This is a genomic window from Kitasatospora albolonga, assembly GCF_039535905.1.
In the GTDB taxonomy this organism is placed as follows: domain Bacteria; phylum Actinomycetota; class Actinomycetes; order Streptomycetales; family Streptomycetaceae; genus Kitasatospora; species Kitasatospora albolonga.
The window spans coordinates 20,398-41,726 of the sequence record NZ_BAAAYB010000029.1 but is presented as its reverse complement, the minus strand read 5'-3'; the positions used below and the strand labels follow the sequence as shown (position 1 = coordinate 41,726).

Genomic DNA, 21,329 nt, shown 5'->3' with positions numbered 1-21,329 from the left:
GCGTCAGCCGGCCAGTTCGGCGAGGGGGATGGCGTGGTTGGTGTGCTCGACCTTGGCGCGCAGGTAGCGGAGATTGGCCGGGGAGACGTGGACGCCGGTGGGGACGTGCTCGGTGACCTCGATGCCGTGGGCGGTCAGCTGGGCCGCCTTGTCGGGGTTGTTGCTCAGCAGGCGGATCCGGGGCGTGCCGAGGGCGGTGAGCATCTGGGCGGCGGCGGCGTAGTCGCGGCCGTCCTCGGGGAGGCCGAGCGCGGCGTTGGCGGCGTATGTGTCGAGGCCCTGGTCCTGGAGGGCGTAGGCGTCGAGCTTGTTGTACAGGCCGATGCCGCGCCCCTCCTGGCGGAGGTACAGCAGGTAGCCGCCGTCGGTGGCGATCCGCTCGACCGCCTCGCGCAGCTGCGGGCCGCAGTCGCAGCGGTCCGAGCCGAAGACGTCGCCGGTGAGGCACTCGGAGTGCAGCCGCACCAGCGGGGCGTCGCCGGACGGCTCGCCCAGGCGCAGGGCCAGGTGCTCGGCGCCGTCGGCCAGGCCGTGGAAGGTGGTGACCTCGGCCTGGACCCGGTAGCCGTCCGGGAACGTGAGCGGGATCCGGACGGTGGTGCGGACGGTCGCCTGGTCGAGCTGCTCGGGCATGCCCGTCCTCCTCGTGCTCTGGTGGGTGTGCTGTGCGTGCTGTCCCGGCCGACCGTACACCTGTAGTTCCAATTTGAACAACCTCCTGGGTCACTCCGGCACCGTTCGGCCCAGCAGCCTCCGGCGTGCCCGGGTCGGGGCCCGCAAGCTGGTGGGGTCGGACGAGCCACAGGTGGAGGAAGCGCGATGTCGAAGGCGTTCGGATTCGAGGCGTACGGCGGGCCGGAGAACCAGCGGTTCCTGGACCGGCGCATTCCGGTGCCGGGGCCGGGCCAACTGCTGATCGCGGTGCGGGCGGCCGGGGTCAACCCGGCCGACTGGAAGGTCCGGGAGGGCCTGTTCGGCCGGACCAAGCCGGTGCCCCGGGTGCTCGGTTCGGAGGCGGCCGGGGTGCTGCGGGTGCTGGGCGAGGGCGTCTCGGGCTTCCTGGTGGGCGACCCGGTCTTCGGGATCGCGCCCGACGGCGCCTTCGCCGACCACGTGCTGCTGGACGCCGGCGAGGCCGCCAAGGTGCCGGACGACGTCACCTTCACCCAGGCCGCCACCCTCTCGGTGGCCGCCGCCACCGCCCTCGACGCGGTGGACCAGCTGGGCCTGACGCCCGGTCAGACCCTGCTGGTGCTCGGCGTGTCCGGCGGGGTCGGCAGCGCCGCCGCCCAGATCGCCCGCAGCCGGGGGATCACCGTCATCGGTACCGCGAGCGACCAGTCCCGGGAGTACGTGGCGAGCCTGGGCGCCACCCAGGTCCGGTACGGCGATGGGGTGGCCGAGCGGATCGGGGCGGTGGCGCCGGAGGGTGTGGACGGGGTGCTCGACCTGGTCGGCGGCCAGGACGCGATGGCCGCCTCCGGCACGCTGCGCAAGGGCGGGCGGCTGGTCTCCACCGCCGATCCGGCCACCGTCGCCGGGCTGGGCGGGGAGTACGTGAAGCGCCGTCGCACCGGGGAGGTGCTGGCCTCGGTGGCCGCGCTGGTGGCCGGCGGCGCGCTGGACCCGCACATCTCGGAGACCTTCGCGCTGGACCGGGCGGCCGAGGCGATGCTGGCGGTGGAGTCCGGCCACGCGCGGGGCAAGTGCGTCATCGAGATCAGGGCCTGAGGGGGCGTCATGGTGCGGATCACCGAGACCCGGCCCGGTACGCCCTGCTGGTTCGAGCACGGCAGCGCCGACCCGGCGGCGGCGCAGCGGTACTACGGCGAGCTGTTCGGCTGGCGGGGCGAGACCGACCCCCGGCCGGAGGCCATGTGCTACACCGTCATGTACCAGGGGGAGGCCCCGGTGGCGGCGGTCGCCCCGCTGGTGGCCGACGGGCAGCCGACGGCCTGGTCGGTCTCGATCGCGGCCGAGGACGTGGACGCGGCGGCCGAGGCGGCGCGGGCCGGGGGCGGGCAGGTGTTGGCCGGGCCGATGGAGGCGCTGGACCTGGGCCGGTTCGCCGTGGTGGCCGACCCGGCCGGGGCGGTGTTCGGGCTCTGGCACGGCCGGGCCTTCCCGGGGGTGGCGCTGTTCGCCGAGCCGGGCGCACCGGGGTGGATCGAGCTGGCGACCCGGGACGTGGCCGGGGCGGTCGGCTTCTACTCCGACCTGTTCGGGTGGAGCGTCAACCCCGGGGAGCAGTACACCCAGTGGGGGCTGGACGGGACCGACTTCGGCGGGGTGCTGGACATGGGGGAGCAGTTCCCGGCCGACCTGCCACCGTACTGGATGCCGTACTTCGCGGCGGCGGACGTCGACCTGGCTGCGGAGCGGGCCCTCGGGCTCGGGGGAGACGCGGTGCTCCCGCCGACCGACGTCCCGGACGGACCGCGCCTCGCGGTCCTGAAGGACCCGCTCGGCGCGGTCTTCGGGCTGTACCAGCCGGAGGCCTGACGCACCCGCGGCCCGTGCGGCCCCGAAGGGGCCGTCAGGGGCGCGGGGAACTGCGCGCGGCGGAAGTCAGCGGCCCGTCTGCCGGGTACGGAGACTCAGGTGCAGGTGGCTGTCCGTACCCGGCACACGGTCCGCGTCTCCCGCTTCGCGCAGTTCCTCGCGCCCCTGGTCGCCGATGGCTGACCGCCGCCGGAAGGCCAGGCAAGCGGACAGCAGGGTGATCCCCGCCGCCGTGTACGGGACCCAGTCGCCGAGGCGGACGTACCAGGTGGTGGCGGTGGGGGCGGCGAGGGGGAGACGGACCGTCAGGGAGCCGGTGGAGCCGGTGCCGAGGAGGGCGAGGCGTCGGCCCTGGCGGTCGTAGGCGACCGACTCGCCGGTGAGGGCGGCCTGGACCACCGGCCGGCCGGTCTCGGCGGCGCGCAGGGCGCCGAGCGAGGCGTGCTGCTGCGGGGCCCAGGAGTCCTGGAAGGTCGAGGTGGCGGACTGGAGGACGAGCATCCGGGCGCCGTCGGCTGCGGCCTCCCGGGACATGTCGGGGAAGGCCGACTCGAAGCAGATCAGTGCACCGAAGGGGAGCGGGCGGCCCTGCCGGTCGGTGGTGTGCAGGAGGTGGAAGGAGGAGCCGGGCGCGCGGTTCTCGCCCGCCGCCCGGCTGACGCCGGTGAGCCAGCCGAACAGCGGCCGCAGCGGGATGTACTCGCCGAACGGCACCAGCCGGATCTTCCGGTAGCGCTCGGCGACCCCGTCCGGGGTGACCAGCACGGCGTCCTTGGAGATCAGGCCGTCGCCCTTGCGGGCGTCCTCGCCGGCCAGCACCGGGGCGCCGACCAGGGCGGAGAGCCGGGCCACCTCCCGGCGGGCCACCTCGTCCCGGTCCAGGTCGGAGTTGGTGCTGCTCTCGCCCCAGACCACCAGGTCGGGCGCCCGGCCCGCGAGTTCGGCGGTGATCCGCCCGCTCGCGGCGAAGCGGGCGGCCGAGTCGGCCACCTCGCCGGGCTGGACCAGGGCGACGGTGGCGGTGTCGCCCGGCGTCGGTGCGGGCAGGGCGGCGAACAGCAGCGGGCCGGCCAGCAGGGTGCCGGTGACGGCGAGGGCGGCGAGCACCCGGACCCGGAGGCGGCGGCCGGTGAGCAGGATCAGCACGCCGACGTTGGCGGCCGCGACGGCGGCGCTCACCAGCCAGGCGCCGCCGACGGAGGCGAGGCCGAGCACGGCGGGGTGCTTCCACTGGCTGGCGCCGAGCAGGGCCCAGGGGCCGCCGAGCGCGTGCCAGGAGCGGACGAACTCGGTGCAGACCCAGACCGAGGGGACCACCACCAGCGCGAGCAGCGTCCGACGCACCGTCAGCGGGGGTGACAGCAGCCGCCACACCGCGTACCCGACCGCGCCGGGGAGGACGCCGAACACCACCGCGAGCGCGAGCAGGCCGGGCCCGATCGAGGGCACCAGCCAGTACATCGACACCAGGATGAACCCGGCACCGAACCACCAGCCCCGGATCACGGCCTCCCGCCCGCTGCCGGCCCGCCGCATCACCTCCAGCCCCGGCACCAGCGCCACCCAGGCGAGCCACGAGAGACCGGGCGCGGGGAACGCCAGCACGGGCAGCCCCCCGAGGACGAGCGCGGCGTACCGAGCGGGTTGGCACAGGGAGGCGGGCAGGTGCATGGTCCCAAGCTAGCCCCGTCGGCGGCGTGGGGCTCGCAGGAGCGGGGGCCGGGTCGGTACTCCGTCGCCTGACGGGGCGTCAGGTCCGGTGTGCGGAAGGGGGATGGCCCGAACTGTCAAGCGGACGACGGGAGGGTTTTGCAGAGTGGACGGTCGGTTGACGCTACTGGTTCAGACCAATACCTTCCCAGCAGCAAAGCTCCATCCAGTCCGCACAACAGGAACGAGCCCATGCGTCACGGATCCATCTCCCGGCTGACCGTCGCCACCGCCGCGGCCCTCGGCCTGCTCGTCTCGATCGCTCCCGCCGTCTCCGCGCACGACGGCCACGACGGCCACGGCGCCCCTGCCTACAAGCGGATCGGCTACTTCACCCAGTGGGGCATCTACGGCCGCAACTACCAGGTCAAGGACCTGCAGACCAGCGGCACCGCGGCCAAGCTGACCCACATCAACTACGCGTTCGGCGCCATCGGCAAGGACGGCAAGTGCCTGGTCGGCAACGTGCCGGGCGCCGACCCGTGGGCCGACTACGGGCGCCCGGTGGACGCGGCCACCTCGGTCGACGGGGTGGCGGACACCGCCGAGCAGAAGCTGGCGGGCAACTTCAACCAGCTGCGCGAGCTGAAGGCGAAGAACCCGGGCCTCAAGGTGCAGATCTCGCTCGGTGGTTGGAGCGGATCGGCGCACTTCTCGGACGCCGTGCTGACCGACGCCGGCCGCAAGGCGCTGGTGGCCTCCTGCATCGACACCTACATCAAGGGCAACCTGCCGGTGGACGGCGCCCGCGGTGGCGTCGGCGCGGCGGCCGGGGTCTTCGACGGCGTGGACCTGGACTGGGAGTGGCCCGGCTCCGAGGGCAACGAGGGCAACGGCATCCGCCCCGAGGACAAGCAGAACTTCACCAAGCTGGTCCACGAGTTCCGGGTCCAGCTGGACGCCTACGCCCGCACCCAGCCGGGCCGCAAGCACTACGACCTGAGCGCGTACGTGCCGACCAACCCGGCGAAGATCGACGCGGGCTTCGAGGTCAAGAAGATCATCAAGGACTTCGACTTCGTCAACCTGCAGGGCTACGACTTCCACGTCTCCGGCGAGAAGACCACCGCCCAGCAGTCCGCGCTCTACGCCAAGCGCGGTGACTTCAGCGTCGACCAGACCGTCAACGCCTGGCTGGACCGCGGCGCCCCGGCGAACAAGCTGGTGGTCGGCATGCCGTTCTACGGCCAGGGCTGGACGGGCGTGACCGGCGGCGGCGACGGCCTCGGCCAGCCGGCCACCGGCCCGGCCCCGGCCACCTGGGTGGCGGGCACCGAGGACTACAAGGCGCTCAAGAAGCTGGCCGACTCCGGCACGTACAAGATCTACCGCAGCCGGGACAAGGGCAGCGCCTGGCTGTTCGACGGCTCCACCCTGTGGACCTACGACGACCCGACGGTGCTGCGCACCAAGGCCGCGTACATCCGCCACGAGGGCCTGGCCGGCGCGATGATCTGGGCGCTGGACGGGGACACCCCGAACGGTGAGCTGATCTCCGCCATCGACCAGGGCCTGAAGCGTCGCTGACGCTCCGCCAGGACGGCACGGGGGGACCGGCGGCCACCGGTCCCCCCGTGCGCTGTCCGCGTTCCGACTAGCTGTCGGACTCCAGGTCGCCCTCGGTCTCCAGGAACGCCGTCTTCAGCTCCTCGATCAGCGCCGGGTCCGGCTCCGCCCACAGGCCGCGGTCGGCCGCCTCCAGCAGCCGCTCGCTGATCCCGTGCAGCGCCCAGGGGTTGGCCCCGGCCAGGAACTCCCGGTTGGTCGGGTCGAGCACGTACTCCTGGGTGAGCTTCTCGTACATCCAGTCGGCGACCACGTTGGTGGTGGCGTCGTAGCCGAACAGGTAGTCCACGGTGGCGGCCATCTCGAAGGCGCCCTTGTAGCCGTGGCGGCGCATCGCCTCCATCCAGCGCGGGTTGACCACCCGGGCGCGGAAGACCCGGGCCGCCTCCTCGGTCAGGGTGCGGGTGCGGACCGTCTCCGGGCGGGTCGAGTCGCCGATGTAGGCGGTCGGGGCCTTGCCGGTCAGGGCGCGCACGGTGGCCACCATGCCGCCGTGGTACTGGAAGTAGTCGTCCGAGTCCGCGATGTCGTGCTCGCGGGTGTCGGTGTTCTTGGCCGCGACGGTGATCCGCTTGTAGGCGGTCTCCATCTCCTCCCGGGCCGGGCGGCCGTTCAGCTCGCGGCCGTAGGCGTAGCCGCCCCAGACGGTGTAGACCTCGGCGAGGTCGGCGTCGGTGCGCCAGTCCCGGCTGTCGATCAGCTGGAGCAGGCCCGCGCCGTAGGTGCCGGGGCGGGAGCCGAAGATCCGGGTGGTGGCCCTGCGCTCGTCGCCGTGCTCGGCCAGGTCCGCCTGGACGTGGGCGCGGACGAAGTTCTCCGCCTCCGCCTCCTCCTGACGGGCCGCCAGCCGGACCGCGTCGTCCAGCAGCGCGACCACGTGCGGGAAGGCGTCCCGGAAGAAGCCGGAGATCCGCAGCGTGACGTCGATCCGCGGGCGGCCCAGCTCCTCCAGGGAGATCGGCTCCAGACCGGTGACCCGGCGGGAGGCGTCGTCCCAGACCGGGCGCACGCCCAGCAGGGCGAAGGCCTCGGCGATGTCGTCGCCGGCCGTGCGCATCGCGCTGGTGCCCCAGAGCGAGAGGCCGACCGAGGGCGGGAACTGCCCGTCGTTGTCCGCCTGGTAGCGGTCCACCAGGGACTGCGCCAGCGCCTGCCCGGTCTCCCAGGCCAGCTTGGACGGGACGGCCTTCGGGTCCACCGAGTAGAAGTTGCGGCCGGTCGGCAGCACGTTCACCAGACCGCGCAGCGGCGAGCCCGAGGGCCCGGCCGGGACGAAGCCGCCGCCCAGCGCGTGCAGCACCGCGTCCAGCTCGTCGGTGGTGGCGGACAGCCGCGGGACCACCTCGCGGGCGGCGAAGTCGAGCACCTCGCGGACCGCGTCCGGGTGCCCGGCGGCCACCTTCTCCACGGCGGACGGCGCCCAGTCCTCGGCCTCCATCGCCTCGACCAGGGCACGGGCCTGTGCCTCGGCCGCGTCGGTGGCGCCCAGGGTCAGCGCCGCCTCGTCCAGGCCGAGCGCCTCGCGCAGGCCGGGCAGCGCGCTGACGCCGCCCCAGATCTGCCGGGCCCGCAGGATCGCCAGCACGATGTTGACCCGGTCCTCGCCGGCCGGGGCCTGGCCGAGCACGTGCAGGCCGTCCCGGATCTGGGCGTCCTTGATCTCGCAGAGCCAGCCGTCGACGTGCAGCAGGAAGTCGTCGAAGCCGTCGTCCTCGGGGCGCTCCTCCAGGCCGAGGTCGTGGTCCAGCTTGGCGGCCTGGATCAGGGTCCAGATCTGGGCCCGGATGGCCGGGAGCTTGGCCGGGTCCATCGCGGCGATGTTGGAGTGCTCGTCGAGCAGCTGCTCCAGGCGCGCGATGTCGCCGTAGGAGTCGGCCCGGGCCATCGGCGGCACCAGGTGGTCGACCAGGGTGGCGTGGGCACGGCGCTTGGCCTGGGTGCCCTCGCCCGGGTCGTTGACCAGGAAGGGGTAGACCAGCGGCAGGTTGCCGAGCACCGCGTCCGGCCCGCACTCGGCGGACAGCGCGGCGGTCTTGCCGGGCAGCCACTCCAGGTTGCCGTGCTTGCCGAGGTGGACCACGGCGTGGGCGCCGAAGCCGCCGTCGGCCTGCGCGGCCTCGATCCAGCGGTAGGCGGCCAGGTAGTGGTGGCTCGGCGGCAGGTCCGGGTCGTGGTAGATCGCGACCGGGTTCTCGCCGAAGCCGCGCGGCGGCTGGATCAGGACGAGCAGGTTGCCGGAGCGCAGCGCGGCCAGCACGATGTCGCCGTCCGGGTTCTGCGCGTGGTCCACGTAGAGGTTGCCGGGGGCCGGGCCCCAGTGCTCCTCGACCTGCTCGCGCAGGCCCTGCGGCAGCTCGGCGTACCAGCGGCGGTAGTCGGCGGCCGGGATGCGGACCGGGTTGCGGGCGAGCTGGTCCTCCGTCAGCCAGTCCTGGTCGTAGCCGCCGGCCGCGATCAGCGCGTGGATCAGCTCGTCGCCCTCGTGCCCGTCGCCGGTGAGGTCCAGGCCGGGGACGTCGGTGCCGATGTCCATGCCCTCGGCGCGCAGCCGCGCCATCAGCCGCATCGCGGAGGCGGGGGTGTCCAGGCCGACGGCGTTGCCGACCCGGGCGTGCTTGGTCGGGTACGCGGAGAGCACCAGGGCCAACCGCCGCTCGGCGGCCGGGACGTGACGCAGCCTCGCGTGGGCGACCGCGATGCCCGCCACCCGGGCGGCCCGCTCGGCGTCGGCCGCGTAGACGGTCAGGCCGTCCGCGTCCAGCTCCTTGAAGGAGAACGGCACGGTGATCAGCCGGCCGTCGAACTCCGGCACGGCGATCTGGGTCGCGGTGTCCAGCGGGGAGAGGCCGTCGTCGCTGGCCTCCCACTGCTCGCGGGACCAGGTCAGGCAGAGCGCCTGCAGGATCGGGCGGTCCAGCGCGGCCAGCGCGCCGGCGTCCCAGGCCTCCTCGTCGCCGCCGGCCTGGGCGTCGGCCGGGCGGGTGCCGCCGGCCGCCAGCACGGTGGTGACCAGCGCGTCGGCCTGCCCCAGCTCGGCCAGCAGCTCCGGCTCGGCCCCGCGCAGGGTGGCGCAGTAGACCGCCTTGGCGCGGGCGCCCTTGGCCTCGATCGCCTGGCAGAGGGTCTCCACGAAGGCGGTGTTCCCGCTCATGTGGTGGGCGCGGTAGTAGAGCACCGTCACCAGCGGGCCGTCGTTCTCGGCCGCCTGACGCTCCAACGGACCCCAGGCCGGGGCCGAGGCGGGCGCCGCGAAGCCGTGGCCGGTGAGCAGCACGGTGTCGGAGAGGAACGCGCCGAGCTCGGCCAGGTTGGCCGGGCCGCCGTGCGCCAGGTAGGCGTGCGCCTCGGCGGCCAGGCCGGCCGGGACGGTGGAGAGCTCCATCAGCTGGGCGTCCGGGGCCTGTTCGCCCGTCAGCACCACCACCGGGCGCGGCCCGGCGAGCAGCGCGTCCAGACCCTCCTGCCAGGCCCGGCGTCCGCCGAGCAGCCGGACCACCACCAGGTCGGTGCCCTCCAGCAGCGCGGGCAGGTCGTCCACCCCGAGCCGGGCCGGGTTCCCCAGCCGGTACGGGACCGGACCGTTCGAGGCGCGGGCGCTCAACAGGTCGGTGTCGGAGGTGGAGAGGAGCAGGATCATACGGAGGCCCTCCCGGCCGTGGCTTCACGCCGGGACGGCGGCGGGCACGAGGAGACGACGGCGCGACGGAGCGCTGGCGAACGGCGCACGGGCACGGCGGAGCCTTCCTCGGGGTCCGCGCCCCGGGCTGGTGTGAGGACGGCAGGAGTTCCTGGCTCCCACGGACTGGCCGTGGTCACAGTGGCGGGACCGCACCGGATTCGCACCGGTTTCCTCCCCATAGCGCCGTCGCTGGCGTTGGCTGGGCTGTGCGCCCACCCGGGGAGCATCGTACGGGGTGCGTCCGGGTTGCGGACCAGGGTCCCGAAGGTCTGTCAGGTGATCACGGTCGCGACGAGGCGCGGATCGCGGGGCGGACGGAGGGCCGGGCCGCCGTGGAGGGAGGCCGGGCCGCGGTGGACGGAGGGTCGCGCGGACGTGACGCAGCGGACAGGAGCAAACCGGCGGAACGTGGGTATGCTCGCGGCCATGCCACCCACGCCACCCGTCGCCGAGCCACGCCCCGGTGCGTCCGGCCGCGACCGGGACGGTGCCTCCGCCGGCGGGCGGGACGGCGCCGCCGGGCCCGGCCGCGACCGGGGCGACGCCTGCCCCGGGGCACTGCGACTGCACCGGGCCGACGACGGCGCGCTGGCCCGGGTCCGCCTCCCCGGCGGGCTGCTGACGGCCGCTCAGGCCCTGGTACTGGCCGACGCCGCCGAGCAACTCGGCGACGGGCGGCTGGAACTGACCTCGCGCGGCAACGTCCAGCTGCGCGGCCTGGCCGAGGACGCCGGGGCCGAGCTGGGAGCCCGGCTGCGGGCCGCCGGTCTGCTGCCCTCGGAGACCCACGAGCGGGTCCGCAACGTCATCGCCTCGCCGCTCTCCGGCCTGGACGGGCTCGGCCACGCCGACGTCCGGTCCTGGGCACGGGAGTTGGACGCCCTGCTCTGCGCCAGCCCGCTCGCCGCCGGACTGGCCGGCCTGTTCCTCTTCGTCCTGGACGACGGCCGCGGCGACGTGGCCGCCCTGGACGCCGATGTGACCTTGATCGCAACGCCCGGCGGCGGAGCGCTGCTGCGCCTCGGCCGGGCCGCCACCGCCCGCCGGATCGCCCCCGGGTCCGTACCGACCGCCGCGCTGGCCGCCGCCGAGGAGTTCCTGACGGCGGTGCGGGCGGCCGGGGTGAAGGCCTGGTTCGTCCGGGAGGCCGCGGAGCTGCTCGACCCCGGCGCCGAGCCGCTGCCCGCCTTCGCGGGCGGGGCGCCGGAGTCGGGGCCCTTCGACGGCGGGCTGGTGGCCGGGACCGGGTTCGGCACCGTGAGCGCCGCGCAGTGGCGGACGCTGGCGGAGGCCGCGGCGGCTTCGGCCGGGGAGCTGCGGATCACCCCGTGGCGCAGCGTCGTCCTCCCCGGAGCCACGGCGGTGCGCGAACTGGCCGCCGCCGGGCTGCGCCTGACGCCCGGTTCGCCCTGGGAGCTGGCCACCGCCTGCACCGGCGCGCCCGGCTGCGCCAAGTCACTCGCGGACGTGCGGGCGGACGCCGCCCGGGCACTGGGGACGGCCGGGGTGCCCGGGCTGCCGGTGCACTGGTCCGGCTGCGAGCGGCGCTGCGGCCACCCCGCCGGGGAGTGGGTGGACGTGCTGGCCACCGGCCCGGGCGCGTACCGGGTGACGGCCCGTCGGACGTCCGGACCCACAACGACCATGCAGGACCTGACCACGGAACAGATGGCCCAGGCGGTAGCCGAAGCCCGGAGGACGAAGTGATCCAGTACGAGAAGGACGGCGCGGCCATCTACCGCGAGTCCTTTGCCACCATCCGGGCCGAGGCCGAGCTGGCCCACCTGCCGGCCGACGTGGCCCAGGTCGCGGTGCGGATGATCCACGCCTGCGGCATGACCGACCTGGTGAAGGACCTGCTCTGGTCGCCGAAGGCGGTCGCCGACGCGCGCGCCGCGCTGAACGCCGGGGCGCCGATCCTGTGCGACGTCTCCATGGTCGCCAGCGGCGTCACCCGCAAGCGGCTGCCCGCCGACAACCAGGTGATCTGCACCCTCGCCGACCCCTCGGTGCCCGGCCTCGCCAAGGAGCTCGGCAACACCCGCAGCGCCGCCGCGATGGAGCTCTGGCTGCCGCACCTGGAGGGCGCGGTGGTGGCCGTCGGCAACGCGCCGACCTCGCTGTTCCGCCTGCTGGAGATGGTCGAGGCGGGCGCCCCCCGCCCGGCCGCCGTGATCGGCGTGCCGGTCGGCTTCATCGGCGCGGCCGAGTCCAAGGAGGCGCTGGCCGCGAACGATCTGGGCCTGGAGTACCTGGTGGTCCGGGGCCGTCGGGGCGGCAGCGCGATCGCCGCCGCCGCGATCAACGCGATTGCGAGCACCGAAGAGTGACCGAGTCTCGGATCGGCAAGCTGTACGGCGTCGGGCTCGGCCCGGGCGACCCGGAGCTGGTGACCGTCAAGACCGCCCGGCTGATCGGCGAGGCGGACGTGGTCGCGTACCACAGCGCCCGGCACGGCCGGTCGATAGCGCGCTCGATCGCCGCCCCGTACTTCAAGGACGGCGTGGTCGAGGAGAAGCTGGTCTACCCGATCACGGTGGAGACCACCGACCACCCCGGCGGCTACCGGGGCGCGCTGGACGACTTCTACGAGGAGGCCGCGGGCAGGCTGGCCGCCCACCTCGACGCCGGCCTCACCGTGGTGGTGCTGGCCGAGGGTGACCCGTTCTTCTACGGCTCCTACCAGCACATGCACAAGCGCCTGGCCCACCGCTACCCGACCGAGGTGGTGCCCGGCGTCACCTCGGTGAGCGCCGCCGCCGCCCGGCTCGGCAAGCCGCTGTGCGAGGCCGAGGAGACCCTCACCATCATCCCCGGCACCCTGCCGGAGGAGGAGCTGACGGCCCGTCTGTCCGGCGCCGACTCGGCCGTGGTGATGAAGCTCGGCCGCACCTTCCCGGCCGTCCGCTCGGCCTTCGAGCGCTCCGGGCGGCTGGCGGAGGCCTCGTACGTCGAGCGGGCCACCATGGCGGGGGAGCGGACCGGTGCGCTGGCCGACATCGACCCGGAGTCGGTGCCGTACTTCGCGGTGGCCGTCCTGCCCAGCCGGCTGGGCGGCGGCTCGCCCGCGCCCGTGTACGAGGGCCCCCGGCGAGGTGGTCGTGGTCGGCACCGGCCCGGCCGGGCCGCTCTGGCTGACCCCCGAGGTGCGCGGCCAACTCGCCTCCGCCACCGACCTGGTGGGCTACACCACCTACCTGGACCGGGTGCCGGTACGGGCCGGGCAGGTGCGGCACGGCTCGGACAACAAGGTGGAGTCCGAGCGGGCCGAGTTCGCCCTCGACCTGGCCCTGCGCGGGCGGAAGGTCGTGGTGGTCTCCTCCGGCGACCCCGGCGTCTTCGCGATGGCCACCGCCGTGCTGGAGGTCGCCTGCGAGGAGCGGTACGCCGACGTCCCGGTGCGGATCTGCCCCGGCATGACGGCCGCCCACGCCGCCGCCTCCCGGGCCGGCGCCCCGCTCGGCCACGACTACGCGGTGGTCTCGCTCTCCGACCGGCTCAAGCCCTGGTCGGTGGTGGCCTCGCGGCTGAAGGCCGCGGCCTCCGCCGACCTGGTGCTGGCGCTGTACAACCCCGGCTCCAAGTCCCGTACCACGCAGGTCGGTTCGGCGAAGGAACTGCTGCTGGAGGTGCGGGCCGCCGACACCCCCGTGGTGATGGCCCGGGACGTCGGCGGGCCGACCGAGCGGGTACGGACGGTCCGGCTCGGCGAGCTCGACCCGGCCGAGGTCGACATGCGGACCATCCTGCTGATCGGCTCCTCGCAGACCCAGGCCGTCAGTCGTGGGGACGGTGCCGAGGTGGTCTGGACGCCGCGGCGGTACCCGGAGGCGTGACGGCCGGGGCCGGCCGGCCTCCTGGCGGACGATCCGTCAGGGGGCCGGCACGGCGATGGTGCGGGTGCCCTTGCCGGTGGTGACCGCCAGGTGACCGCGGTCGGCCCAGGCCGCGGACACGAAGGCGCCGTCCCGGCCCGACTCCGGCAGGTCCGCGACCCGCCAGTGGCGCTCGGACCAGCCGCTACCGGTGTGCAGGACGAGCTCCCAGGACTGGGACTCGGCCTCCGATCCCGGGTTCCCGACGTGGGTCACCACCAGGACGTGCCCCGGGACGCCCGGCCTCGGCTGACGGCCGGTCACCTGCCGTTGCGGCAACGCGCCCTGGAGTGCCAGTGCGCCGGCGGCGTACAGCAGCGCGCAGGCGGCCAGCAGGCCGGCCACCGTCCGGCCGCCGCGGCCGCGGGCGGCCACCGCCACCACCAGGAAGGCCAACCCGGCCCCGCCCACGATCAGCGGGCGGAACAGCGCCACCGCGACCATCGTGCGCCCGCCCGAGCGGTCTTCGTACACGCCCCAGGCGTACGCGGCCAGCGCCAGCAGGCCCACCAGTACGAACAGGGCCGGCCAGCGTCGTCGTTCCGTCATGTGTGCCCCCTCCGGCGGGGATCGTAGCGTGCGGAAATAACGAGTCGTCACCGCCGTCGAAGATCCGTACGATGCGCGCTCATGACCTCCCACCACGAGATTCTCGACGCCGCGCTGGACAAGATCACCGCCGGCTACGTCTTCCCCGACCTCACCGGCCCGATCGCCGAGGCGCTGCGGGGGAAGCTCGCCGACGGCGCCTACGAGGGCCTGTCCGAGCCGGACTTCTGCGCCGCCGTGACGGCCGACCTCCAGGCCGTCTGCCCCGACAAGCACCTGCGGCTGCTCTGGAACGAGGAGGCCACTCCGGTCGAGGAGGAGGACTCCCCGGAGGAGGAGAAGGCCCGCTGGCTCGCCCACTACCGGGAGGGCAACTTCGGCATCGCCAAGGTCGAGCGGCTGGAGGGCAACGTCGGCTACCTCGACCTGCGCTTCATCCCGGACGCCGACGCGGGCGAGGCGGCGATCGGCGCTGCCATGCAACTCGTGGCCCACACCGAGAAGTTGGTGATCGACCTGCGCCAGTGCCGGGGCGGCTCGCCGAACGGCGTGGCCCTGTGGTGCAGCCACTTCTTCGGCGACGACGAGGTCCACCTCAACGACATCTACGAGCGCGCCACCGACTCCCACCGCCAGTACTGGACCTACCCGAACACCCCCGGCCCCCGCTACCTCGGACCGCCCCGGTCACCGTCTCGACCGCCGCCTTCACTTCTCCGCGGCGAGGAGCTCGCCTACAACCTCAGGCCCTGAAGCGCGCCACCCTCGTCGCGAGACCAACCGCGCGGCGGCGCCCACCCCACCGACCGCATCGCCCTCACCCGCACACATCGCGGTCAACCGGTCCCGGCCGCCCGCTCCATCAACCCGGTCACCGGCACCACTGGGAGGGCGTCGGCGTCAGCCCGACGTCGAGCCAGGCCGAGGACGCCTCGACGCGGCCCTCGCGGTGCTCGCCGGCTAGGGTCCTCCCGCCGGAACGGCGGGTGTGCCGGGACCGGAGTCCGGGCACGCCCGCCGAGCTGTCACGGCCTGCGCGGACGCTACGCCGGAGCCTCGGCGAACACCCTGATCGCGGCACCTGAACTCCACCATCCGCGGGTGGTAGGAGTCGTGGAACGCCTTCATGGCCCCGTCCTCGGCGTAGAAGAGCGACATGCCGACGTACGCCTCCTGGACGGGGTGTAGAACCGGCTGACGATGTCGAAGTGCCTGCGGACGAGCTCCTGAACCCGCGGGTCCCCGGTAGGCGCCGCCGTCGAGGACGGCCGTGATCTCCCGGTACAGGACGTCCAGTCCTGGTGACCCGCTCCCTGTCCACATGTGCCCAGTTGTCGTTCCGGCGAGGCTCTCCGCCTGCTCCCGCGGGCCAACGACCGCGGCACTCGTCCTCATAGCTGTCTGCCACGCATGGTTCCCCATCGTTCGTCGCCTCTCCGGTCGGTCCCGGGAGGCGGCCGGCCGTCGATGATCAACTGCCGGTCCAGGCCGAACGGTTTGCACACCACCACCGGGGCGGCAATCCATTTCCCGCTCCCTCCGCGACCGCGCCCCGGCCGACCGGCCCCCGGCGGGCTAGCCGCTGTGTGCGGCGGCGCGGTCGGACTCGCTGCGCATGACGCAGAACTCGTTGCCCTCCGGGTCGTGCAGCACCGCCCAGGCCGAGCCGTCGGGGTTGACGGCGGTCGGCGGCCATGGTGGCGCCGAGGGCGAGGAGGCGTTCGACCTCGGGGGTCGCGGGAGTCGGTGGGGCGCAGGCAGAGGTGGACGCGGTTCTTGACGGTCTTAGGGCTCGGGGACGGTGTTGAAGTAGAGGACCGGCCGCCGTCCAGGACCACCTGGGTCCTCGTGGTCGCCGGGGCGGCAGTCCGGGTCGCACCGGACAGCCCGTCACCATCGCTCCAGAACCGCGCCAGTTCGTAGGCGTCCGCACAGTCGATCGCGACGTTCTGCACCACTGAGACCATGGGTGCGAGTCTATGCGGATCTTGGTCGGGGACGCCAGCCGGACGTACGCTCCGGGGATGCTCCTGTGGATCAACGGCCCCTTCGGCGGCGGCAAGACCCAGACCGCGGTACGAGCTCGCGCGGCGGTTGGCGGGCAGTGTGGTGTGCGACCCCGAGCACGTGGGGTTCGGGCTGCACCGGATGCTGCCGCCCCGCGCTGCGCGGGGACTTCCAGGACCTGCCCGCCTGGCGGCAGGGGGTCTTCGAGGTGCTGGACCGGGCGCTCGGGGAGCAGAGCGGGGGTGGTGATCGTGCCGATGACGGTGGTGGTAGCCACGCGTACTTCCGCCGAGGACCGTCGGGCGGCGTGCGCGAACGCGGCCACGACGTACGGCACATTCGCGCTGGCTCGCGGAGCGGGGGACGTGCTGCGGCGGCGGCTGCGGGAGCGGGGGTTCGGGCACGCCGTGGCGGCTGGTCGGGGGGAAGGACGCACCGCTGCGGCGGGAGAGCTTCGCGGTGTCCAAGCTGGACCTGTGCCTGGAGCGGTTGCGGGGCGAGGAGTTCGACGAGCACCTGTGGACCGACCGGCTGACGGTGCCCCAGGTCGCCGACCGGATCGCCGCCTCGGCCGGGCTGACCCTCGCCCCGGAACACCGAGAGCCCCCTGCGGGGCCGGCTGCGCCGCGCACTGGACGGGCCTGCGCACATCCGCTTCGACATGAGCTCAGCCCGAGCCGGGCCAGTCCGGGCCGGTCAGGGCGGCGGTGAGGCGGCGCGCCCGCCAGTGGACGGTCACCGTCGCGGTCGGTCGTCACCCGGGTGGCGAAGTCCTCGGCGGGGAGGTGGTCGAGGAGGAACACGAAGTGCAGGGGAAGGCCGGCATGTCGTCCGGGAAGCCGTCGGAGTCAGGCGGAGGTTGGCCCGCCAGGCCGCCTTGCAGAGCAACCGAGACGACACAGGCCGAGGTGCTCCGCCGCCCCAGGCAGGTGATCGGCCGGCGACCAGCACACGCGACCGCCGGTTGCCGTGCCAGGGCCCGTGCAGGTCGTTGTCAGGCAGTCCACCAGGAGCGCCGCCCAGTTGTGGCCGAAGACCCGGGGAAGGGCAGCTCACCGCGCGAAACGCACCGGAACAGCGAGGCCGGCTCCAGCAGCTCCCGCCCGTCCAGCCGGAAGGCGACGCCCACCGCCGCCTCCAGCGCGGCCCAGCCACCGCCGCCACCAGGGATCCCGACGGGACGTCAGCACGACCCACGGTGAGCGGGTCTCGACCAGGGTGGGGCGCGTCAACCCATGGAGCTCATCCTCGCAGCCCGGACCGTGTTCCGTACCCGATCGGTCAGGCGGCGGCGAAGGCTGTCCGAGCACTGTTCGACAGCGGCGAGTGAGTTCTTCCAGGGGGCACTCCTGGCGGCCCATCACGATCGGCCTGAAGTCCTTGATCCGCCGTGCGGAGGAGAGGTACGCCAACGGGCGGACCGAGTAGCCGTCCACGGCGCTCCAGCCTGCTTCCAGGGGCGGCGTGTGCTCACAGGCCGGCCAGCCAGGTGAGGGCTGACAGGACGTCGGGGGCGGTGGGGAGGCCGGCCGGGGGGTCGGGGCGGCGGACGATCACGACGGGGAGGGAGAGTTCGCGGGCGGCGGCGAGTTTGGGGGCGGTGGCGGCGCCGCCGCTGTCCTTGGTGACCAGAACGTCGATGCGGTGGTCGCGGAGGATGCGGAGTTCGCCGTCGAGGGTGAAGGGGCCGCGGTCGAGGAGGACCTCGGTGGAGGCGGGGAGCGGGGGCTCGGGGGCGTCCACGGAGCGGGCCAGGAAGTGCAGGGGGGAGCCGGCGAAGGCGGCCAGGCCCTGGCGGCCGGTGGTGAGGAAGACCCGTCGGCCGAGCGAGGGGAGCAGGGCGGCGGCCTCGGCGAGGGAGCCGACCGGGTGCCAGTGGTCGCCGGGGACGGGGACCCAGCCGGGGCGGCGGAGGGCGAGCAGGGGAGTATGGACCTCGGTGGCCGCCTCGGCCGCGTTCCGGCTGATGGCCCCGGCGAAGGGATGGGTGGCGTCGATGACCGCGTCCACGTGTTCCGCCCGGAGCCAGGCGGCGAGCCCGGCGGGGCCGCCGAAGCCGCCGATCCGCACCTCTCCGGCGGGCAGCCGGGGCTGCGCGACCCGCCCGGCCAGGGAACTGGTCACGCGCAGGTCGGGCCGGGTGGCGGCGAGAGCGGCGGCCAGTTCGCGGGCCTCGGTGGTGCCGCCGAGGATCAAGATGTGCAACAGGACTCCAGGGGAACGTACGTGACTGGTGAGCGTAGTGGGAACGCCGAGGCCAAGGGCGGCCGGGAGGCGCAGCTGAAGAGCAGCGGGCTGCGGCACGGCTGGACCACCGGTGCCTGCGCCACGGCCGCCACCACCGCCGCGTACACCGCGCTGCTCACCGGTGAGTTCCCCGACCCGGTGACCATCACGCTGCCCAAGGGCCAGCGGCCCGCCTTCGCGCTGGCGGCGGAGCTGCTGACGCCGGGTCAGTCGGCGATGGCGGGCGTGGTGAAGGACGCGGGCGACGACCCGGACGTCACGCACGGCGCGCTGATCCGTTCCACGGTGCGGCACGGGGCACCCGGCAGCGGCGTGGTCTTCGAGGCCGGGCCCGGGGTCGGGACGGTCACCAAGGCCGGGCTGCCGATCCCGCCCGGGGAGCCGGCCATCAATCCGGTGCCGCGTCAGCTGATGCGCGATCACGTGGCGGAGGTGGCGGCCCGGTTCGGGGGCAGCGGGGACGTGGTGGTGCAGATCTCCGTCGACACGGCGAGGAGATCGCGCCGCTCGCACCTGGAAACCCTCGGCTCGGGATCCTCGGCGGGGCTCTCCATCCTGGGGACGACGGGGATCGTGGTCCCGTACTCCTGCTCGGCCTGGATCGACTCCATCCGGCGCGGCGTGGACGTCGCCCGGGCGGCCGGCCGCACCCACGTGGCCGGGTGCACCGGCTCCACCTCCGAGAAGGTGGCGGTGGCGGTGCACGGCCTGCCCGAGGACGCCCTGCTCGACATGGGCGACTTCGCCGGGGCCGTCCTCAAGTACCTCAAGCGCCACCCCGTCTCCCGCCTCACCATCGCCGGCGGTTTCGCCAAGCTCTCCAAGCTCGCGGCCGGCCACCTCGACCTCCACTCCGGCCGCTCCCAGGTCGACAAGTCCTTCCTCGCCGACCTCGCCCGCCAGGGCGGCGCCGACCCGGCCCTGGTCACGGCCGTCGCCGAGGCCAACACCGGCCTCGAGGCCGTGCAGCTGTGCACCGCCGCCGGCGTCCCCCTCGGCGACCTGGTCGCCGCCCGCGCCCGCCGCACCGCCCTGGACGTGCTGGCCGGGGCCCCCATCGAGGTCGACGTCATCTGCATCGACCGCGCGGGCACCATCGTCGGCACGGCCTGAGGAGGCGTCAGGCCCCGGGCCGCCCGTGCTCTTCGGTCCACCGGCGGAGGTGCTCCAGCCGGGGGTTCCACCCGCCGTCCGCCTCGGAGTACGGGCCGAGGCGGCGGTACGCCTCGAAGGCCCGGTCGTCGTTGCGTAGGGCGAGCCCCTCGCCGCCCGCCTCGCGGACCTCCTGGTCCTCGTCGTCCAGCAGGCCCCAGAACAGGTCGCCGATCTCCGGCCGGGGCTCCTTGCTGTACTGCAGGGCGAATGCTGCCCAGACCCGCACACGGGGCACGGGGTCCTTCAGGAGTGTCAGCAGGGGCTCCCAGAACTCGGGGGCGGCTTCCGGACGGAGCACGGCGGCGGTGGAACGGCGGCACCATCGGGTCGGGGTCGCGGGCCAGCTCCAGCAGCACGGGGACGGCGGCAGGCACAGATGAGCAGACCAGGCCGGGAACCCAGTACCGGACCCGGGGGTCCGGGTGGGCGCGGTGCTGGAGCCCGACCGCGTGGCGGTCCTCGTGCTGCGTCTCGTCGAGGGCGAACAGCACCCGGGCGAGCACCTCCGGGTCGGTCTCGGCCCGCGCCCAGGCCGCCAGCAGTGGCGGGTCGTCCTCCTCGTGGACGGCGTCCGGGTCGATGCCCGCACACATCGCCCGGTACAGCAGGAAGTCGGCGAGCACCTTCCGGTGCACCGGAGAAGGGTGGTGCCGGAGCCCGGTGACGGTCGTCCAGGTATCGGTGTCCTGACGGCGGCTCAACACGGAACAGGCGGTGCCCCAGTCGGGGTGGTCCTCGGTCGGCTGCCGGACCGCCCGGTCGATCAGCTCCCCGGCCGGGACCGCGACGCCGAAGTCCCATTCCAGCTGGGTGAGGACCGCTCCGTGCCCGGCTCGGACGGTGCGCCCGTCCACCACGAGCTGCTGGACCCGCGAGGTCTGCTCGTCCTCGACCCAGGTGACCGCGCCGAGCCCGGCCACGTCCCGCTCGTACCAGCGCCGGGCCACCGCCAGCAGGTGGTCGCGCTGCTCCGGTGAGAGCCGCGCGCGGGTCTCCCCGTCGAGCAGATGGGAGACCAGCAGCGGCGAGCCCGACTCCACGGCGAGCCGCAGCGGGGTGACCCCGTCGGGGCCCGGGGTGAGCGGGTCGGCGCCCGCGTTCAGGGCGGCCTCCACCGCCGGGGCGTCGAAGGCGGTGATCGCGGTGGTGAGGTCGGTCACGTGGGGTCCCTCCGGAGAGCAGGAGTGCGGCGGGTGACGGCCGGTCAGGGACGTGCGGTCGGGGTGTACCAGGCGATCTCGGCACGGACGGCGGCGTCCGGGTGGGCGACAGCCCGGGCGGCGATGGCGTCCGGATCCGCGAGCCGGTACTGGAACAGGGAGACCAGGAGCAGTCTCAGCACCTCGGCGTCGGCCTCGGTGAGCGCCCACTCCTCCAGGGGCGCCCCGGTGCCCGGCGACTCGGGGGCCGGGTCGGAGTCCGGCAGCAGAGTCCGGGAGAGGACGAACTCGGCGGCCAGCAGCCGGTGCAGCGCTGAGCTGTGGTGACGCAGGCGCAGGATCTCGTCCCAGGTGCGTCGGCTGGGGCGCCCGCCCAGGACGGTGGACACCGTGCGGAAATCCACGTGCTCGGGGTCGCCCGGCCGGACGGCGCGCGCCACCAGTTCGGCGTTCGGCGTCTGCACCACGAAGGCACGCTCCAGCAGGGTGAGGACTGCGCCGTGCCCGGACCGGACGGTGGAGCCGCCGAGTGTGACCTGTTCGACCGTCCCGCACCACTCGCGGTCTTCGACCGTGACGACCTCTGCGGGCCCCTCCGCGCCCGTCCGGCGGCGCAACTCCTCGACCGCGTCCGCCTCGTACCAGTGCCGGGCCGAGGCGAGCAGTCGGTCCCGGACGGAGGCCGGCAGCCGCAGGCGCGGCTCCTGGCCGAGTGCCGCGAGGACCACGGCCGGCGAGCCCAGGCCGACCGCCAGCTCCAGGGGGCTGATGCCGTCCGGGCCGGGGGCGAAGGCGTCGGATCCCGAGCGGACGGCCGTTTCGACGGCTGGGGCGTCGAAGGAGGTGATCGCGGTGGGGAGGTCGGGCAAGGGGGCTCCG

16 protein-coding genes, 2 pseudogenes and 1 riboswitch are annotated in these 21,329 nt (G+C 74.3%); of the genes and pseudogenes, 10 read left to right on the top strand and 8 right to left on the bottom strand.

What is annotated here, in order from left to right; translation table 11 throughout:
* Positions 1-3 precede the first annotated feature (3 nt).
* The gene (locus tag ABD946_RS07425; RefSeq protein ID WP_345281289.1) at positions 4-633 is read right to left on the bottom strand and encodes a GTP cyclohydrolase II; all 630 of its coding nucleotides are present in this window, start codon (positions 631-633) and stop codon (positions 4-6) included.
* Positions 634-819: 186 nt separating this feature from the next.
* On the opposite strand from ABD946_RS07425, the gene ABD946_RS07420 reads away from it, so the two are divergent.
* Both ABD946_RS07420 and ABD946_RS07415 read left to right on the top strand, forming a co-directional pair.
* Positions 820-1,731: an NADP-dependent oxidoreductase gene (locus tag ABD946_RS07420; RefSeq protein ID WP_345281288.1), complete on the top strand. Its 912-nt coding sequence runs from the start codon at positions 820-822 to the stop codon at positions 1,729-1,731.
* Between the two features lie 9 nt (positions 1,732-1,740).
* Positions 1,741-2,502, top strand: coding sequence for a VOC family protein (locus tag ABD946_RS07415; protein WP_345281287.1), 762 nt, complete (start codon positions 1,741-1,743; stop codon positions 2,500-2,502).
* Positions 2,503-2,568: 66 nt separating this feature from the next.
* Here the strand turns inward: ABD946_RS07415 and lnt are convergent, their stop codons facing one another.
* A complete protein-coding gene (gene lnt, locus ABD946_RS07410; RefSeq protein ID WP_345281286.1) occupies positions 2,569-4,173 on the bottom strand; it encodes an apolipoprotein N-acyltransferase in 1,605 nt (534 codons plus the stop codon).
* A gap of 231 nt (positions 4,174-4,404) precedes the next feature.
* Between lnt and ABD946_RS07405 the strand changes: the two genes are divergently transcribed.
* Positions 4,405-5,739: a glycoside hydrolase family 18 protein gene (locus ABD946_RS07405; protein ID WP_345281285.1), complete on the top strand. Its 1,335-nt coding sequence runs from the start codon at positions 4,405-4,407 to the stop codon at positions 5,737-5,739.
* Between the two features lie 67 nt (positions 5,740-5,806).
* Here ABD946_RS07405 and cobN read toward each other — a convergent pair whose 3' ends face one another.
* A complete protein-coding gene (cobN, locus tag ABD946_RS07400; RefSeq protein WP_345281284.1) occupies positions 5,807-9,415 on the bottom strand; it encodes a cobaltochelatase subunit CobN in 3,609 nt (1,202 codons plus the stop codon).
* A 145-nt stretch (positions 9,416-9,560) separates the two neighbouring features.
* Positions 9,561-9,631: riboswitch (cobalamin riboswitch) on the bottom strand.
* A 240-nt stretch (positions 9,632-9,871) separates the two neighbouring features.
* Here cobN and ABD946_RS07395 point away from each other — a divergent pair.
* The 3 genes and pseudogenes from ABD946_RS07395 to ABD946_RS07385 all read left to right on the top strand — a co-directional run bounded on the left by ABD946_RS07395 (position 9,872) and on the right by ABD946_RS07385 (position 13,293).
* A complete protein-coding gene (locus tag ABD946_RS07395; protein WP_380150497.1) occupies positions 9,872-11,164 on the top strand; it encodes a cobalamin biosynthesis protein CobG in 1,293 nt (430 codons plus the stop codon).
* Complete coding sequence (locus ABD946_RS07390; RefSeq protein ID WP_345281280.1) at positions 11,161-11,787, top strand: precorrin-8X methylmutase; 627 nt, start codon at positions 11,161-11,163, stop codon at positions 11,785-11,787. The genes ABD946_RS07395 and ABD946_RS07390 overlap by 4 nt, the downstream gene beginning before the upstream one ends.
* Positions 11,784-13,293, top strand: a pseudogene (locus ABD946_RS07385) (precorrin-2 C(20)-methyltransferase). Before ABD946_RS07390 ends, ABD946_RS07385 begins: the two are co-directional and overlap by 4 nt.
* Before the next feature lie 36 nt (positions 13,294-13,329).
* Here ABD946_RS07385 and ABD946_RS07380 read toward each other — a convergent pair.
* Entirely contained in the window at positions 13,330-13,881 is a 552-nt protein-coding gene (locus ABD946_RS07380; RefSeq protein ID WP_345281278.1) for a hypothetical protein, read from the bottom strand.
* Positions 13,882-13,962: 81 nt separating this feature from the next.
* On the opposite strand from ABD946_RS07380, the gene ABD946_RS07375 reads away from it, so the two are divergent.
* Positions 13,963-14,634: a S41 family peptidase gene (locus tag ABD946_RS07375; protein ID WP_345281276.1), complete on the top strand. Its 672-nt coding sequence runs from the start codon at positions 13,963-13,965 to the stop codon at positions 14,632-14,634.
* 638 nt (positions 14,635-15,272) lie between these two features.
* Here the strand turns inward: ABD946_RS07375 and ABD946_RS07370 are convergent.
* A complete protein-coding gene (locus tag ABD946_RS07370; protein ID WP_425558538.1) occupies positions 15,273-15,848 on the bottom strand; it encodes a VOC family protein in 576 nt (191 codons plus the stop codon).
* 57 nt (positions 15,849-15,905) lie between these two features.
* Here ABD946_RS07370 and ABD946_RS42460 point away from each other — a divergent pair.
* Positions 15,906-16,549 (top strand): annotated as a pseudogene (locus tag ABD946_RS42460) (hypothetical protein); the annotation flags it as partial.
* 809 nt (positions 16,550-17,358) lie between these two features.
* Here ABD946_RS42460 and ABD946_RS07360 read toward each other — a convergent pair.
* Complete coding sequence (locus ABD946_RS07360) at positions 17,359-18,093, bottom strand: cobalt-precorrin-6A reductase (RefSeq protein ID WP_345281273.1); 735 nt, start codon at positions 18,091-18,093, stop codon at positions 17,359-17,361.
* 21 nt (positions 18,094-18,114) lie between these two features.
* Here ABD946_RS07360 and ABD946_RS07355 point away from each other — a divergent pair, with 21 nt between their 5' ends.
* A complete protein-coding gene (locus ABD946_RS07355; RefSeq protein WP_345281271.1) occupies positions 18,115-19,248 on the top strand; it encodes a cobalt-precorrin-5B (C(1))-methyltransferase in 1,134 nt (377 codons plus the stop codon).
* Between the two features lie 7 nt (positions 19,249-19,255).
* On the opposite strand, the gene ABD946_RS07350 is transcribed toward ABD946_RS07355, so the two are convergent.
* Complete coding sequence (locus ABD946_RS07350; protein ID WP_345281269.1) at positions 19,256-19,588, bottom strand: hypothetical protein; 333 nt, start codon at positions 19,586-19,588, stop codon at positions 19,256-19,258.
* Between the two features lie 526 nt (positions 19,589-20,114).
* Between ABD946_RS07350 and ABD946_RS07345 the strand changes: the two genes are divergently transcribed.
* Positions 20,115-20,267: a hypothetical protein gene (locus ABD946_RS07345; protein ID WP_345281266.1), complete on the top strand. Its 153-nt coding sequence runs from the start codon at positions 20,115-20,117 to the stop codon at positions 20,265-20,267.
* Between the two features lie 227 nt (positions 20,268-20,494).
* Here the strand turns inward: ABD946_RS07345 and ABD946_RS07340 are convergent, their stop codons facing one another.
* Positions 20,495-21,319, bottom strand: coding sequence for a hypothetical protein (locus ABD946_RS07340; protein WP_345281264.1), 825 nt, complete (start codon positions 21,317-21,319; stop codon positions 20,495-20,497).
* Between the last annotated feature and the right edge of the window lie 10 nt (positions 21,320-21,329).